Source organism: Amycolatopsis nivea, from assembly GCF_004522235.1.
GTDB classification, from domain to species: Bacteria; Actinomycetota; Actinomycetes; order Mycobacteriales; family Pseudonocardiaceae; genus Amycolatopsis; species Amycolatopsis nivea.
Genome location: NZ_SDLT01000059.1, coordinates 1 through 15,899, shown reverse-complemented (window position 1 = coordinate 15,899; position 15,899 = coordinate 1). Strand labels below are relative to the sequence as shown.

Here is a 15,899-nt window from a genome sequence, read left to right as displayed (position 1 = left end):
AAACCGGCGGCCGTCCGATGTGGACGGCCGCCGGTTCGCGTCAGGCGGAAGCGGCCGCGGCGGCTTCGGCGAGGGCCTTTTCGTCTTCCTCGCCGAAGGTCTCCTCGAGCTGCTCGGGCGAGTAGTCGAGGTCGATTTGCTCGACCGGCGTGCCCCGCGCGGATTCGATCGCGCCGAGGCGGCGCTGGGCGCGGTCGGCGGCGTACTGGATCAATTCCTCGGGGTCGTTGTCGAACGGGACTTCCTCGAATTGGTCCTGTACCCACTGGATCATGCCGAGCGCGTGCGGCAGCAGTTCGCCCATGCGTTCCTGCACGGCGTCCCACATCGTGTCGTCCGCGGCGACGTGCCTGCGGCAGGTGAACGTGCCCCACGCCATGTGGCGGCGTTCGTCGTCGCCGATGCGGCGCACCAGTTCCTGCATTCCCGGCAGGATCTGGTTCTGCGTGCAGATCAGCTGCCACGAGTAGTACCCGGTGAGCGCGAGGCTGCCTTCGATCACGTGGTTGTACGTCACGCTCGCGCGGATCTGGTTGAGCGGACTGGGATCGTCCTCCAGCGCGCGCAGCGACTGCGGCAGTTCCTCGTAGAAAAGCTTGCGGTAGTGCGGGTTTTCCGCGACGTAGGAATGCAGGTCGTCGTCCAGCCCGACGGCGTCCATCCAGCGCCGGAAAACCTCGACGTGCTTGGCCTCCTCGAAACAGAACTGCGTCAGGTACATCTCGTCGCCGAACCGGCCGGTCGACGACATCGCGCGCATGAACGGCTGGATGTCCTCGGTCACCGCCTCCTCGCCCGCGATGAACTGCGCGACGAGGTAGGTGGTCGAGCGCTGCTGCTCGGGCGTCAGGCTTTCCCAGCCCTCGCGTTCCCTGCTGAAATCGAGGTCCGCCGGGTTCCAGAACTTCTTGTTGCCCTTGACGAACAGCCGCAACGGGAACGAGTCCCAGTTCAGCCCGCCCTTGCGCAGGGACGAGAATCCGCTGCGCAGCTCCGGAAGCGTCTCGGTCATGACTGGCCCTCTCGTTTCACTCCATTGTGGACGAATTGGTCGATGGCGGGGGCGATCACCGCGAGGACCGACTCGGCGGCCTCGGACGCGGAATGCGTCGGCAGCACCAGGTGGCTGAGCGACAGCCGGACCACCGTTTCGGCGAGCAGCGCGGCGGCTTCCTGGGTGAGCCGGGGTTCGAGCGCGAGGTACTGCTGCGCCGCGAGTTCGGCCGACGCGGTGAGGATCGGTTCGCCGCGCGAGGTCAGCAGGGGGAGCAGATCCTCGCCCGCCTCGGTGCCGAGCGCCGCCGCGATCAGCCGGTTCTCCCTGGCGTGTTCGATCGTGTAGACGACCGCGCCGCGGATGCCCGTGAGCAAACTCTCGGCGTCCTCGAACCGGCAGCGGATGCCGTCGAGGAACTCCGCCGCGACGCGCAGCGCGACGGCCTGCGTGAGCGCCGCCTTGCTGCCGAACTCGTTGTAGACCGTCTGCCTGCTGACCCCGGCTTTCGCGGCCACGTCGGCCATCCGGAGGCCCTGGTGGCCGCGATCGGGGAGCAGGTCCGCGGCCGCGTCGAGCAGCGTTTCGCGAAGCGTCGCCTTGGTCCGCTCGGTGAAGCTGGTCACACCGCCAGCTTGACACAGACTGAATCTGTGTCAAGAACCTTTACCTGGATGGTGCACGTGTACAGCGGACTGTCCGGAACTGTCGGTCCGGACAGCTACCGTGTGGGACGTGGGCATCACGGTGGGGTTCGACCTCGACATGACATTGATCGACCCGCGGCCGGGCATGGTCGCGGCGATGAACGCGCTGGGCAAGAAGTCCGGGCTGGCGTTCGACGGGGAGGCGTTCGCCTCGAACCTCGGGCCGCCGCTCGATCAGGCGCTGCGCGATTTCGGCGCGCCCGAGGACCGGATTCCCGAGCTGATCTGGCAGTTCCGCGACCTGTACCCGGAGACGGTCGTGCCGAGCACGGTCGCGCTGCCCGGCGCGGCCGAGGCGCTGGAGGCGGTCCGGGCGGCAGGCGGGCGGACCGTCGTGGTCACCGGGAAGTACGGCCCCAACGCGCAGATGCACCTCGACGCGCTGGGCATGAAGGTCGACGCGCTGGTGGGCGAGCTGTGGTCCACGCAGAAGGCGGCGGCCCTGCTGGAACACGAGGCACGGGCGTACGTCGGCGATCACCTCGGCGACGTGCGGGGCGCGCGAGCGGCCAACGCGATGTCCGTGGCCGTGGCGACCGGGCCGTGCAGCCGCGAGGAATTGGCCGCCGAGGGCGCGGACGTGGTGCTCGACTCGCTGGTCGAGTTCCCCGGGTGGTTCGCCGGGACGTTCGTGGAGACCGCGGTGTAACCGCTGGTCAGCCGTGCTTTCCGGCGCGGGCTTCCTGGATCAGCGCGATCAGCCCGAGCAGGAGGCCGAGCGGGGTGATCACGCCGGCGGCCGCGCTGAGCCACACCGGCAGGTTCTCGAGTCCGGCGGCGAACAGCACGAACACTGTCGCCACGGCGAGCATGCCGATGGCGAACAGGCCGATGCCGAGCCGCATGAGGATCGGTTTGCCGGTCTGTTTCGCTGCGTTCTCCATGGGGTGAGAGTAACGGGACTATCCGCTTCTCCCCAGCGCCTGTGGCGAGATACGCTTATCGGACGCGCGCCTCGAGATCGCTCGGGGCGCGTTCGTCGTGACCTGCACAGCAGAAGGACTGGTGAGGGAAGTGCCGACCGGCAAGGTCAAGTGGTACGACGCGGAGAAGGGGTTCGGCTTCGTCACGCAAGACGGCGGTGCGGACGTCTACATCCGCAAGGCCGCGCTGCCCCACGGCGTGGAGGGCCTGAAAGCCGGGCAGCGGCTCGAGTTCGGCGTGGCCGACGGCAGGCGCGGACCGCAGGCGCTCTCCGTCCGGTTGCTGGACCCGCCGCCGTCGGTCGCCGAGGCGCGCCGCCGACCCGCGGAGGAGCTGCACGGCCTCGTCGAGGACATGATCAAGCTGCTGGAGCTGAAGGTCCAGCCGGACCTGCGGCGCAACCGGTACCCGGATCGCAAGAACACCAAGCAGATCGCGGAGATCATGCGGGCGGTCGCGCGCGACCTCGACCCGTGATCAGTCACGCCACCGCTTGAAAACAGTGAAGGGCTCCGTGCGGGAATCTCCCCGCGCGGAGCCCTTCACGGCTTTAAGGCGATTCAGGCAGGCTGGACCTGCAGCGACCACAGCGCCGTCGTGACGGCTTCCGCGTCGTTCGGGTCGCCGGTGCGGCTGATCACCGACGCCTGCGCGATCTCGACCACCACGATCTGGTCGTCCTTCGCGGGCGGCGTCGCGGTGTAGGCGTAGCGGTCGCGGGAGGTGATGATGTCCTCCTTGAGCGGCTGGGGCTCGCCCTTGCCGTTCACGTACTGCACGGTGACCTTCCACGGCGTCTCGGCGATCTCCTTCGGCACCGAGATCTGCACCGAGCGGCCCGGCCGCACCTTGAGCTTGCCGGTCGCGCCGGGGTTGGCCGCGCAGACGCCGGACTTGATGTCGCAGTTGCCGATCGGGGCGACGTTGATCGTGTGCCCGTCGGCGTAGAAAGTCACCTCGGCCGGGCCCGGCGCGGAACAGCCGGCCACCGCGAAACCACCGGCCGCGAGCACGGCCACCACCCGGGAACGTCGCATGGCCCGAGATTACCGGCGGCCTCGCGCGGGCCCCTGGGCGGGGAAGCTGCCGGTCGGCTCCGGGCGCAATGGGCGATTTCCGCCGAGGCCGGGCAGCAGCGAACCGCCGCGCTGCACCAGGAACGTCTGCGTCAGGCCGACCGCCAGCAGGAGCGTGACGACCAGGAAGCCGATCCAGTACGTCGGCGGCAGCAGCAGTCCGACCGCGCCGCCCATGCACCACGACAGCTGCAGCACCGTCTCGGAACGCCCGAACGCCGAGGCGCGCGACTGCTCCGGCAGGTCCTCCTGGATCACCGCGTCGAGGCTGATCTTCGCCAGCGCGCTGGCGGTCGCGCCGATGAGGCCGACGATCGCCGCCGTGGCGAGGCCGGGCAGCAGCGTCGCGATCAGCGTCGTCACGACACACGCCGCCACGCAGGCAACGATCACCTGGTCCGCCGAACCGAAGTGCAGCCGCGAACCCAGTGCGTTGCCGACGAATCCGCCGACGCCCGCCGCCGCGCCGATGATGCCCAGCAACAGCAACTGGACGAACGGGCTGTGCCCGGCGTGTTCGGTCTGCGCCTTCACCGCGAAGGCGGCGAACATCATCAGGAAGCCGGTCAGCACGCGGACGGAACCGTTGCCCCACAAGGCAACGACGATGTGCCGTCCCATCGGCTGGCGCTGCCGCTTCTGCTTCGGCTCCGGCCGCGCGGACAGCGACGTCGGGACCTCGCCCTCGGTCACCTCGACCCACGACGGGATCCGCATCGACTGCACGGCCGCGGCCACGCAGATCACCGCGGTGAACCACAGTGCGCCCGAGGAGTTGGAGAGGCTGCTCACCCCGCTGGCCAGCGCGCCGAACACGCCGCCCGCGATCAGGCCGAAGACGGTGATCCGCGCGTTGGTCTTCGACAGCGTGATCTCCGGCGGCACCACGCGCGGCGTGACCGCCGCCTTCAGCACGGTGAACGACTTCGACAGCACCATCATCCCGAGCGCCGCCGGGTACAGCAGCCAGTCGTCGAAGTGCAGCGCCATCACCACGGCCATCAGGCCCTGGCCGATCGACGAGACGCACATCGCGAGCCGGCGGCCGCGCTGGATCCGGTCCAGCGCCGGGCCGATCACCGGCGCGACGAGCGCGAACGGCGCGATCGTGATCAGCAGGTACAGCGCGACCTTGCCCTTGCTCTCGCCGCTGGTCGCGGCGAAGAACAGCGTGTTGGCCAGCGCGATCGCCATCGCCGCGTCGCTCGCGTAGTTCAGCATCACCGCGTACATCAACGAGGTGAGACCGGACTTGTCCGCGCCGTCTGCCTTGGTGGCGCGCTGGAACGCGCCGATCGCCTGACCGCTCAGCTGACGGCTGCGCAGCGCGGCGACCCGCGTGACGGTGAGCTTCTTCGGCAGCTTCGGGACCGACCCGGCGCCGGGGACGGCGGTGGTGTTGAAGGCCTCGTCCTGCTCGTCTTCGACGCGTGGCTCGCCCGCGTAGCCGCCGGTGTCGTAGTGCTCGTAGCCGGCGCTGCCGGGACGGTCGTCGTACGGCCGCGGGTGGACGGGCTCGGTGCGGTGGTCGCGCGGCGGGTACGGCCGGGCGCCGCGCGGGGGCGGCGGCGGACGGTGTCCCATCGGGACGGCGCCGGTGGGCGCTTCCTCGGCGTTCGGCGGGAACGGCGGCGCGTCGTCGTAGAACGCGCTGCGCGGCTCCGGCCGTCCGGGATAACCGCGGGGAGGGCGCTGATCGACGTGCTCGGGCCGCGGTTCGGCTGGACGCGCGCGCGGAGGTTCGGGCTGGATGCGCTCCGGACGCGCCCGCGGCGGCTCCGGCGCGTACTCCGGCGGAGCCTGGCGAACGCGCTGGTCAACGGCCTGATCGACCCGGGTCGGCGGGGTGTCGCGCCACGAGCGGGCCTGCGCCGCGCCGGGCTCGGGAGTCCAGCGGCGCTTCTTCTTCCCACGGCCTTTGCCCGACTGCCCGCCGAGGGGGCTGTCGGAACCGGAGCGCGAGCTGAAGAGGGCCACGGTTCAATCCTGCCTCATCGAGGTCACGTACCGCCCGCTCACGTGCCGGTTCGCTGATTTTCCGGGACGAACTTCACGCGGAACGACGTCGGCCACAGCTTTCCGGTCAGCAGGAATTCGTCCGTGCCCGGGATCGCGGCGATGCCGTTCAGCACGTCCTCGCCGGGCCGGGACGGCGTGCGGAGCTTGCCGGCGTCGATCTTCGCGGTGATCCGTCCGGTATTCGCGTCGATGCGCAGAATGGTCCCGGTCTGCCAGACGTTCGCGTAAACGGTGTCGCCGACGCACTCCAGTTCGTTCAGCTGGTCCTGGCCGACGTCGACGGAACCGGTGACCGCAAACGTTTGCGGGTCGCGGAAGGTGAGCATCGACGACCCGTTGCTCATCACCAGCCGTCCACTGGGCTGATGGCACAGTCCCCAGCCCTCGCCGTCGTAGTGCACGCGCCGCAGTTCGGCGAGCGTCTGGGAGTCGCGTTCGATCGCGATCCCGTCGCGCCAGGTCAGCTGCCACAGCTTCGGCCCGAGCACGGTGATGCCCTCGGCGAACAACGGCGACGGCACCGTCACCTGTTTGGCTGGTGTTCCGCCTGCCGGTCCCGCGGTGAGCGCGGACTTGCCTTCGAGCCCGCGGCTCTCGTACAGCGTCGTGCCGGAGTACTCGAGTCCTTCGGTGAAGGCGGTCGAGTCGTGCGGCAGCGTTCCGAGCACCTGGACGGTGAGCTGTTCGGGCTGGGCGGGCGTGGCTTGGGTGCCCGCGCATCCGCCGAGCAGGGCGGCGGCCACCAGGGGCCAGACGATCCGGGTTCGCACGAGGAACAGCCTGGCACGGGCGGCGCGGATGCGTGCGGCACAATTGGGGGTATGACGCTGCTGTTGACCCTGGACGACGGCTCTCTCCACCGGAAGCTCGCGGACGCTGTCGAGGCCGCGCGGGAGGCCGTGCTGGCGGAAGCACCCGCTGACCAGGTCGGCGAGCACGTCGGAGTGGAACGCGAGGACGCGGTTTCCGCGAGCCACCTCTTCGAAGCCTCGGTGCCCGGATACCGCGGCTGGCGCTGGTCGGTCACCGTCGCGGTGGCCGGGCCGGACGAGCCGGTCACGGTGAGCGAACTGGTGCTGCAGCCGGGCCCGGAGGCCCTGGTCGCGCCCGCGTGGGTGCCGTGGGAGCAGCGGGTGCGCGCCGGGGACCTCGGCGTCGGCGACCTGTTCCCCGCGGACAAGGACGACCCGCGCCTCTCGCCCGCGTACCTCCAGTCGGACGACCCGGCCGTCGAGGAAGCGGCGCACGAGGTCGGCCTCGGCCGGGTGCACGTGCTGTCGCGCTACGGCAGGCTCGACGCGGCCGCCCGCTGGCACGGCGGCGAGTTCGGCCCGCGTTCGGACATGGCCCGTAGCGCGCCCGCGACCTGCGGGACCTGTGGGTTCTTCGTGCCGCTGGCCGGGTCGCTGCGCGGTGCCTTCGGGGCGTGCACGAACGACATCGCGCCCGCGGACGGGCACGTCGTGGACGTGGCTTACGGATGCGGCGCGCACTCCGAGGTGCGGGTCGAGGTGACGTCCTCGGTCCCGGTCGCGGAGCTGGTTTACGACGATTCGCTGATCGACTTCACGCCCGCTCCGGAGCCGGCTCCGGAACCGAGCGTCGCCGCGGACCCGACGGTGGTGGAAGAGGCGGCGGCCGCGGCGGCCGAGGAGACCGCTGAGGTCGCGGCGGTGGAGCCGGAGGCGGCCGCGGAGGTGGCGGTCGAGGAAGCTGCCGTCGAGGTGGCTGCCGAGCCGGCTTCGGAGGCGGCCGAGGAGTCTGCGCCGGAGCAGCCGGACGTCGTCGAGGCTTCGGCGGCGGGCACTGCTGCCGAAGTGGTCGTCGAGGCCGTTGCTCCGGATGCTTCTGATGCGACTTCGGACGAGGACGACTCCGACGGGAGCGATGTCCTCCGGTGAACGAAGTCGCTGGGGGAGCGGCTGATCCTTTCGGGACAGTCCGGCTGCGGGAAGCGGCGCTGAGCGCCTGGCGCGATTCGCCCACCCGCTTCACCGAGGACACCAACTCGGAACGCGACCTGCGCGTCGGCGCTTACCGCGACCGGTTGTTCGTCGAACTCGCGCAGAACGCCGCCGACGCCGCGCAGATCGCGGGCGAACCGGGGCGGATCCGGGTGTCCGTTGTGGACGGTGAACTGCGGTTCGCCAACACCGGCGCGCCGCTGGACACCCGAGGGGTCGAATCGCTGGCGTCGTTGCGGGCGTCGGCCAAGGAAGGAACCGTCGGCCGGTTCGGAGTCGGATTCGCGGCCGTGCTGACCGTCACCGACGAGCCCCGGGTCGTTTCGACCTCGGGCGGGGTCGCGTTTTCCGCGCAGCGCACCCGGGAGGAATCCGGCCGGGACGGCGACGTTCCGGTGCTGCGGCTGCCGTTTCCCGTCACGGAGCAGCCGCCTCCCGGGTTCGCCACCGAAGTGCGGTTGCCGCTGAAGGAATCCGGGCAAGGCCTGCTCGACGGTCTGGCGAACGAGATCGAAGACCTCCTGCTGGCCCTGCCGTGGCTCGCCGAGGCCGAAGTGGACGGTCGCAAGTGGACTCGAAGCGGTGACGAGACCGTCGAGATCACTTCGCCGACCGGGCAACGGCGGTGGCTGAAGCACGGAGTCTGGGCCGTTCCGGTCGACGCCGACGGCGTCCCGCAACCGCTCGAAGACGATGTGCTGCACGCGCCGACGCCGACCGACGAAGGCCTTTCGCTCCCGGCCCGGTTGATTGCCGAAGTGCCGCTGGAGCCGTCTCGCCGCCGGGTGCTTCCCGGTGCGGAGCTCACTCGCGCGCTGGAGAAGGCGGCGAGTGAATACGTCGAACTGGTCCGGGCGGTCACCGCGGAACACCGGCCAACCTTGGTCCCCGCCGCGGGATTCCCGCTGTCCACTGTGGACTCACAGCTGAAAGACCTGGTTTACACCTCGCTCGCGCAGGAACCCTGGCTGGCCACTGTGGACGGTCAGGAAGTCTCCGGACAGCAGGCGCGGGTGCTCGACGTCGACGGGCTGGCTCCGCTGCTGGCCGACGTCATCCCGGGCTTGGTGCAAGCGAATCCCCGGCTGCTCAAGCCGGTCTCCGCGCACATCCTCGGCATCGGCGACGTCCTCGAAGTCCTGACTGGCATCGAGCGCGAACCCGGCTGGTGGCAGAAGCTGTACGCGGAGCTGGCGGTCGCGGTCGAGAGTCACGCGCTCAGCGCGAATCAGCTCGACGGACTGCCGGTCCCGCTGTCGGACGGGCGGACGTTGCCGGGCGTGAAGGGCGCGTTGCTCGTCGACGGCAGCAGTGAACTCCGCGAACTTCTGTCCGATGTGGACGTTCCCGGCCTCCGGCTGGTACACCCGGGCGCGGCGCACCAGTTGCTGGAACTGTTGGGAGCCAAGCACGCGGACGCGCGGCAGCTGCTCGAAGCGGAACAGCTGCAGTACGCGGTCGAGCACAGTGTCGCCGACGTTCAGTCCGGTTTGGACGGAATGAACCTCGCGGGCGCGGTGCTCCGGCTGGTCACCGATTGCGGCGATCAGGCGCCGGAGTGGATCGGCGCGCTGGCACTGCCCGCGGAGGACGGCTGGCGGCGCGCGGACGAACTGGTGCTGCCGACGTCGCCGTTGCTGGACGTCATCGACCCCGAGGTGTTCGAGCCCGGCGGCGCGCTTTCCGTGCTGGACGAGGAATTCGCCGAAGATTGGCCGACGGGAACCCTCGTCGCGGCGAAGGTGCTCGACTCGTTCGCGGTCGTGCTGGACGAGGATCCGCACGAACCCGACCACCACCTGCCGGACGAAGAGCAGTGGTGGGATTCGTTCGAGCAGCCGCCGACGACGGTCGTGTCCATTCGCGACCTCGACCTCGTCGCGGACGACGCCTGGCCGGACGCGCTCCGCTTGATCGCGTCCCGTCCGGAAACGTGGCAGGCACTGCACAGCCCGGACGGCCACGCGGGCTGGTGGCTCGCGCGGTACGCCCTGCTGGCCGGCGAAGCCCCCGGCGCGTGGCGGCTCGCTTCGGTGACCGCACTGGCGGGCCTGTACGACCCGGTCCCCGACCTCGAGCTGAGCGACGATCTGCTCCGCGCCGTCGGCGTCCGGACCGGACTGGACCTGGAGACCGCGGAGGACGTCACCGACCTGCTCGACCGACTCGGCGACCCGCAACGGACGCCGACCCCGGGCCTGGTCGCCCGCGCACACGCGGCGTTGGTGGCCGCACCGATCGACATCTCCGACGTCGACGCCCCCGCACGAGTCCGCGCCGCGGACGGGAGCGTCGTCGAGGAAGCCGTGGTGCTGGACGTGCCGTGGGTCGCGGCTGCCCTGGACCCGGCGAAGATCCTCGTCGCGCCCGCCGACCCGGAGCGACTGGCGGAACTCCTCGACGTCCCCGTCGCGAGCAGCCTGAAAGCCGAGGTCGAGAGCACCGGCGAGTACGTCGCGTGGGCCGACCTGCCCGCCCTCGCGCTCGCCGCGGACCAACTCGGCATCACGCTGCCGGACGGCGGGGTGCTGCTGCACGACCCGCTCACGGTGACGATCGAGGGTGCTTCGGCGGAGGTGCCGTGGTGGTCAGACGACNCGGCATCACGCTGCCGGACGGCGGGGTGCTGCTGCACGACCCGCTCACGGTGACGATCGAGGGTGCTTCGGCGGAGGTGCCGTGGTGGTCAGACGACCGACTGCACGCGGCGGACACGTCCGAGGGGTTGGCGCGCGCGTTCGCGTGGGCGAGTGATCGGTGGGGCGAGCGTTATCGCATCACGGCGTTGCTGGAAGACCCGGCGCCGCGCACCATGCTGAACTGACGAGCCCTAAAGCCGCTGCGCCGCGGACCAGCTTCGCGTCGCCGGACGGAGGATGCTGTGGCACGGGGTCCGCTCACGGTGGCGGTCGACTGCACGCGGCGGACACGTCCGAGGGGTTGGCGCGCGCGTTCGCGTGGGCGAGTGATCGGTGGGGCGAGCGTTATCGCATCACGGCGTTGCTGGAAGACCCGGCGCCGCGCACCATGCTGAACTGACGAGCCCTAAAGCCGCTGCGCCGCGGACCAGCTTCGCGTCGCCGGACGGAGGATGCTGTGGCACGGGGTCCGCTCACGGTGGCGGTCGACTGCACGCGGCGGACACGTCCGAGGGGTTGGCGCGCGCGTTCGCGTGGGCGAGTGATCGGTGGGGCGAGCGTTATCGCATCACGGCGCTGCTGGAAGATCCGGCGCCGCGGACGTTGCTGAACTGACGAGCCCCTAAAGCCGCTGCGCCGACTTGGACCCGCGCCGAGCGGCAGCGCGTTGCCAGAAAATAATCCCGAACCCGATGAACCCGAGCGCGATCCCGGCGAGGCACGTCTGCACCCACACGCCCTCGCTGGTGAAGAAAAGCACCACGAGCGCGACAAGCCAGAGCGCAGTACCTACGATCACCACCGGCGTCAGGTCGGTGAGCCGCTTCGGCAGGTCCGGCGTGTGCCGCAGGGCGGCCGGAGTGTCCGGGGCGCTGGTCGGTTCTTCCACGGGCCAGAGTTTACCCGGACGGAAACAGCGAGACAGGCGGGGAAATGGCGGAGCAGCGCGAGCGGGCGGGGTCCACACTGGACCGCTTCTTCCGGATCAGCGAACGCGGGTCGAGCACCGGGCGGGAGATCCGCGGCGGCGTGGTCACGTTCGTGACGATGGCCTACATCGTGGTCCTCAACCCGCTGATCATCGGCAGTTTCGCGGCCGACACCCCGTCCGCGCACAAGGACGTGCTCGGGCACATCCTCCCGGTGCCGCAGGTCGCGGCGGTGACCGCGCTCGTCGCGGGCGTGCTGACGATCCTGATGGGGCTCGTCGCGAACTATCCGTTCGGCATCGCGACCGGGCTCGGCATCAACAGCCTGCTCGCGGTCACCATCGCGCCGCAGATGAGCTGGCCGGAGGCGATGGGCCTGGTGGTCATCGAGGGCGTGATCATCGTCCTGCTCGTGCTCACCGGCTTCCGCACCGCGGTGTTCCGCGCCGTGCCGCCCGCGCTCAAATCCGCGATCGCGGTCGGCATCGGGTTGTTCATCTGCCTGATCGGCCTGGTCGACGCCGGATTCGTGCGCAGGCTGCCGGACGACGCGCACACCACGGTGCCGGTCGGGCTCGGCATCGGCGGTTCCATCGCCTCGTGGCCGACCGCGGTGTTCGTCGTCGGCCTGCTGCTCACCGCGGTGCTCGTCGCCAAGAAGGTCAAGGGCGCGATCCTGATCGGCGTGCTCGGCTCGACGGTGCTCGCGATCGTGGTCGAGGCGATCGTGAAGGCCGGACCGTCGAACGGCACCGACCCGAAGGGCTGGAACCTCGGCTACCCGGCGCTGCCGAGCAAGGTCATCGGCCTCCCGGACCTGTCGCTGGTCGGCGACGTGTCGTTCGGCGCGTGGACCCGGCTGCCGATCATCACCGTGGTGCTGCTCGTCTTCACCCTCGTGCTCGCGGACTTCTTCGACGCCATGGGCACGATGACCGGCCTCGGCAAGGAAGCCGGGCTGGTCGGCAAGGACGGGCAGCTGCCGAATGTCGGCAAGGCGCTGTTCGTCGAGGGCCTCGCGGGCGCGGCCGGCGGGTTCGGTTCGGCCAGTTCGAACACGGTGTTCGTGGAATCCGCGTCCGGTATCGCGGAGGGCGCGCGGACCGGTCTGGCGAACGTCGTGACCGGTCTGCTGTTCATCGCCGCGATGTTCCTGACCCCGCTGTACCAGGTCGTGCCGGTCGAGGCGGCGGCTCCGGCGCTGGTCGTGGTCGGGGCGCTGATGATGGCGCAGGTTCGCGACATCGACTTCACCGATTTCAAGATCGCGCTGCCCGCGTTCCTGACCATCGTCGTCATGCCGTTCACGTACTCGATCGCCAACGGCATCGGTGCCGGATTCGTCAGCTACGTCGTGATCCAGGCGGTCACCGGCAAGGCCCGCAAGGTGCATCCGCTGATGTGGGTGATCGCGGTGGCGTTCGTAGCCTACTTCGCCGTCGGGCCGATCCAGGCCGCACTCAGCTGACCGGCGTAAACACCGTGCGCAGGTCGTGAGGTATGCTAACTATATGTCCGGCGACCCGCACGAGCGTTCCCTGGCGAGCCGCTTGCGTCTCGCGGTGGTGCGGCTCAACCGCCGTCTCCGGGCACAGCGGGTGGCTGACGACGTGTCGCTCACGCAGATCGCGGCGTTGTCCACCCTGCACAAGTGCGGCCCGCTGACCCCCGGTCAGCTCGCCGCGAAGGAAGGCGTCCAGCCGCCCTCGATGACGAGGGTCATCGCCGCGCTCGAGGAGATGGGGTTCGTCGAGCGCAGGCCGCACCCGACTGACGGCCGCCAGGCCATCGTCGAGCTGTCCGACGACGGGCTCACGTTCGTGCGCAAGGCCATCTCGGTGCGGGAGGCGTGGCTGGACCGGCAACTGGCCGAACTCGGCGAGGAAGAGCTCGAAGTGCTCTCCCGCGCCGCGGAGATCATCGACAGGATGGCGGGGAACTAGCACAGGTGACCACCACGGGTAGCGAAACAGGATGTCCGGCCCAATCCACTGCTACCCGGGACACGGCACCGCCGCCGTCCAGTTCCGCTCCACCCGGCCCGTCTTCCGTCCCGGCCGGGAAATCGTCTTCCGCCGCGGAATCCCCGGAATCCAAGACCCGCCGCACGATGTTCTCGTCGCTGCGCGTGCGGAACTACCGGCTCTTCTTCAGCGGCCAGGTCATCTCGAACATCGGCACCTGGATGCAGCGCATCGCCCAGGACTGGCTGGTGTTCACGCTGTCGGGCAACGACCCGGTGGCGCTCGGCGTCGCGGTCGCGCTGCAGTTCATCCCGACCGTGCTGCTGTCGCTGTGGGCGGGCGTGCTCGCCGACCGGGTCGACAAGCGCAAGCTGCTGATGCTCATCCAGGCGGCGAACTGCCTGCAGGCCGTGCTGCTCGGCGTGCTCGACCTGACCGGCGTCGCCCAGCTCTGGCACGTCTACCTGCTGTGCGTGATGCTCGGGACGACCTCGGCGATCGAGGTGCCGACGCGCCAGTCGTTCGTCGCCGAGATGGTCGGCCGGGACCAGGTGGCGAACGCGGTCGCGCTCAACTCGTCGATCTTCAACATGGCCCGCATCGTCGGACCGGCTATCGCCGGGTTCGCGATCACCTGGGTCGGCACCGGCTGGCTGTTCATCGCGAACGCGGCGAGCACGCTCGCGGTGATCACCGGGGTCGCGCTGATGAACCCGGCGAAGCTGTTCCGCGGCCCGGCGATCCCGCGCGCCAAGGGCCAGCTCGTGGAGGGCCTGCGCTACGTGCGCGGACGGCCGGACCTGGTGACGGTCATGGTGCTGATGTTCTTCGTCAGCACGTTCGGCATCACCTACTTCACGTCGCTGCCGATCGTCGCCGCGAACGTCTTCCACACCCAGGCTGACGGCTACGGCCTGCTGTCGACGCTCGTCGCGGTCGGCACCTTCACCGGTGCGCTGGCGTCGGCTCGGCGCGGGGTGAAGAGCCGTCCCCGGGTGCGGCTGATGCTGGTGTCGGCGGCGCTGCTCGGGGTGTTCGAGTTCGTCACCGCGTTCATGCCGACGTACCTGGCGTTCGGGATCGGGCTGATCCCGCTCGGGTTCGCCACGATCACCTTCCTGAACACGGCGAACGCGCTGGTGCAGACGTCGGTGTCGCCGGAGATGCGCGGCCGCGTGATGGGCATCTACGTGCTGGTGCTGATCGGCGGCAACCCGATCGGCGGGCCGATGACCGGCTGGATGGCCGACGCGTTCGGCGGCCGGTCGCCGTTCTACATCGGCGGCGCGATTTCGGCGATCGCGGCGGTGGTGTGCGCGGTGGTGCTGATCCGGCGCGGCGGCGTCCGGATGCCCCGGCGGCTCGGCAACGGCCTGCGGATCCTGTCGCGGGAACGGGTCTGACCTGCGGAAATGGCTGCCCGAAGGCAGCGGAGGCCGCCGAAAGTCGTCACTCGGGAGGGTGAGACTGAGGTCTCCGCTGGGACGGGCTTGCCTCTGTTGGTGAGGTTAGGCTAACCTCATACATGTCCGCTTCGTGGTGGGAGCGGCAGTCAGTTCGGGAACGGACAGAGCCCCGCGACCTGGGAACCCCGGGACGCGGGGCTCTGTTCATGGTCGGGGCTCTTCCCCGCGAGGGCAAGGCCGTTCACGGGGTGAGCGTCAGGACGGGTGCGGGGTCGGGGTCTCCAGCGGATGCTCGCCGGGCCGCATCGGGAGCCGGCGCAGCCGCAGGCCGAAGTACACGTGGTAGGCCACCCGCACGGCATCGTCGTTCGGCAGCAGCACCTCGTGGCGCACGCCGTCGACCGTCTCGATCAGCCGGTCGCCGGACAGCGTCACGCGGCCCTGGGCGGTCGGGCGCGAGCACGTGAGGGTCTGCGTGAAGTGCGACTGCGGCGATGTCGACTGCCACCACGCCATCGGCGCGAAGTCCGACAGTTGCCGTGGGCGGCGCTCGAGGCGGTACTCGGGCTTGCCGTCGCGCAGGACGTCCACGTCGCCGTACGGAGCGTCCAGGAGAAGGTACTCGCCCTCTGGATCGCTCTGCGGCTCGACCGCGGACAGCGCGAGCGGCTGCCGGCTGAACTTGCCGAAGCCGACGTCCACCAGGTACTGCTCCTCGCCGAACTGGACGAGGATGGCGGCGTGGTCGAGCGGCGGTCCGGGCACCCCGGCGTCGTTGAAAACGCGAGCCGCGTGCAGCGTCGCGGCGAAGCCCAGCTCTCGCAGCAGGGCGGCGAAAAGACCGTTCAGCTCGTAGCAGAATCCGCCGCGATGGTGGCGCACGAGCTTGTCGAAGAGCGCTTCTTCGGTGAGTTCGATGGGTTCCCCGAGGTGCACGCTGAGGTTCTCGAACGGGACGTGCATCAGGTGCCGCTCCTGCAGCAGGCGCAGCGCGGCCAGGTCAGCCGCCGGAGGCACCGGCAGGTCCAGGCGAGCGAGGTAAGCGTCGACGTCCATGGGTTCCACTCTCACACCTCCAGTGCACTCCAGGTCAAGCGAAAAAACGGGGTCCGGCCTGTCGCCAGGCCGGACCCCGGGTGCCGCTGGCCTCAGCTGAGCAGGAGGCCGTTGCCGCCGGCGACGGCGTTGTCGAAGCGCTTGCTGATCTCGGCCCAGTTGAAGATGTTCCACAGGGCGTTGACGTAGTCCGGCTTCACGTTCTTGTAGTCCAGGTAGAA

The 15,899-nt window shown here is 69.9% G+C and carries 15 protein-coding genes and 1 pseudogene; 7 read left to right on the top strand and 9 right to left on the bottom strand.

Translation table 11 applies throughout. The features are described from left to right. Positions 1-40: 40 nt before the first annotated feature. Both EIZ44_RS41095 and EIZ44_RS41090 read right to left on the bottom strand, forming a co-directional pair. The gene (locus tag EIZ44_RS41095; RefSeq protein ID WP_134734265.1) at positions 41-1,012 is read right to left on the bottom strand and encodes a R2-like ligand-binding oxidase; all 972 of its coding nucleotides are present in this window, start codon (positions 1,010-1,012) and stop codon (positions 41-43) included. Beyond that, positions 1,009-1,620 carry a TetR/AcrR family transcriptional regulator gene (locus EIZ44_RS41090; RefSeq protein WP_037807788.1) on the bottom strand — a complete coding sequence of 204 codons (612 nt, stop codon included), beginning with the start codon at positions 1,618-1,620 and terminating at the stop codon, positions 1,009-1,011. The genes EIZ44_RS41095 and EIZ44_RS41090 overlap by 4 nt, the downstream gene beginning before the upstream one ends. Positions 1,621-1,729: 109 nt before the next feature. On the opposite strand from EIZ44_RS41090, the gene EIZ44_RS41085 reads away from it, so the two are divergent. After that, entirely contained in the window at positions 1,730-2,350 is a 621-nt protein-coding gene (locus EIZ44_RS41085; protein ID WP_134734264.1) for an HAD family hydrolase, read from the top strand. Between the two features lie 7 nt (positions 2,351-2,357). On the opposite strand, the gene EIZ44_RS41080 is transcribed toward EIZ44_RS41085, so the two are convergent. Beyond that, a complete protein-coding gene (locus tag EIZ44_RS41080; RefSeq protein WP_037807785.1) occupies positions 2,358-2,585 on the bottom strand; it encodes a hypothetical protein in 228 nt (75 codons plus the stop codon). A gap of 130 nt (positions 2,586-2,715) precedes the next feature. Here EIZ44_RS41080 and EIZ44_RS41075 point away from each other — a divergent pair, with 130 nt between their 5' ends. Next, entirely contained in the window at positions 2,716-3,102 is a 387-nt protein-coding gene (locus tag EIZ44_RS41075) for a cold-shock protein (protein WP_037718500.1), read from the top strand. A gap of 83 nt (positions 3,103-3,185) precedes the next feature. Here the strand turns inward: EIZ44_RS41075 and EIZ44_RS41070 are convergent, their stop codons facing one another. The 3 genes from EIZ44_RS41070 to EIZ44_RS41060 are packed head-to-tail and all read right to left on the bottom strand — an operon-like array spanning position 3,186 to position 6,490. Then, a complete protein-coding gene (locus EIZ44_RS41070) occupies positions 3,186-3,662 on the bottom strand; it encodes a DUF2771 family protein (RefSeq protein ID WP_037807782.1) in 477 nt (158 codons plus the stop codon). Between the two features lie 9 nt (positions 3,663-3,671). Beyond that, positions 3,672-5,678: an MFS transporter gene (locus tag EIZ44_RS41065; protein WP_134734263.1), complete on the bottom strand. Its 2,007-nt coding sequence runs from the start codon at positions 5,676-5,678 to the stop codon at positions 3,672-3,674. A gap of 38 nt (positions 5,679-5,716) precedes the next feature. Beyond that, entirely contained in the window at positions 5,717-6,490 is a 774-nt protein-coding gene (locus EIZ44_RS41060; protein ID WP_134734262.1) for a glutaminyl-peptide cyclotransferase, read from the bottom strand. A 51-nt stretch (positions 6,491-6,541) separates the two neighbouring features. Here EIZ44_RS41060 and EIZ44_RS41055 point away from each other — a divergent pair, with 51 nt between their 5' ends. Together EIZ44_RS41055 and EIZ44_RS41050 are read left to right on the top strand one after the other, a co-directional pair. Continuing rightward, complete coding sequence (locus EIZ44_RS41055; RefSeq protein ID WP_134734261.1) at positions 6,542-7,621, top strand: DUF3027 domain-containing protein; 1,080 nt, start codon at positions 6,542-6,544, stop codon at positions 7,619-7,621. Next, positions 7,618-10,508 (top strand): annotated as a pseudogene (locus EIZ44_RS41050) (sacsin N-terminal ATP-binding-like domain-containing protein). Before EIZ44_RS41055 ends, EIZ44_RS41050 begins: the two are co-directional and overlap by 4 nt. A gap of 437 nt (positions 10,509-10,945) precedes the next feature. Here the strand turns inward: EIZ44_RS41050 and EIZ44_RS41045 are convergent. After that, complete coding sequence (locus EIZ44_RS41045; RefSeq protein WP_037809264.1) at positions 10,946-11,173, bottom strand: DUF2530 domain-containing protein; 228 nt, start codon at positions 11,171-11,173, stop codon at positions 10,946-10,948. Positions 11,174-11,256: 83 nt separating this feature from the next. On the opposite strand from EIZ44_RS41045, the gene EIZ44_RS41040 reads away from it, so the two are divergent. From EIZ44_RS41040 to EIZ44_RS41030, 3 genes are all read left to right on the top strand, one after another. Continuing rightward, positions 11,257-12,720, top strand: a complete 1,464-nt coding sequence (locus tag EIZ44_RS41040; RefSeq protein WP_037807765.1) for an NCS2 family permease — start codon at positions 11,257-11,259, stop codon at positions 12,718-12,720. Between the two features lie 43 nt (positions 12,721-12,763). Beyond that, on the top strand, positions 12,764-13,195 hold the full coding sequence (locus EIZ44_RS41035) for a MarR family winged helix-turn-helix transcriptional regulator (protein ID WP_037807762.1): 432 nt from the start codon (positions 12,764-12,766) through the stop codon (positions 13,193-13,195). Between the two features lie 167 nt (positions 13,196-13,362). Next, positions 13,363-14,619 (top strand): MFS transporter, encoded by a 1,257-nt coding sequence (locus EIZ44_RS41030; RefSeq protein WP_134734260.1) that lies wholly within the window; start codon positions 13,363-13,365, stop codon positions 14,617-14,619. A 258-nt stretch (positions 14,620-14,877) separates the two neighbouring features. On the opposite strand, the gene EIZ44_RS41025 is transcribed toward EIZ44_RS41030, so the two are convergent. Then, complete coding sequence (locus EIZ44_RS41025; protein ID WP_134734259.1) at positions 14,878-15,678, bottom strand: arylamine N-acetyltransferase family protein; 801 nt, start codon at positions 15,676-15,678, stop codon at positions 14,878-14,880. A 92-nt stretch (positions 15,679-15,770) separates the two neighbouring features. Next, on the bottom strand, positions 15,771-15,899 hold a 129-nt coding region (locus EIZ44_RS41020; RefSeq protein ID WP_240691553.1), incomplete at its 5' end, for a Fe-Mn family superoxide dismutase.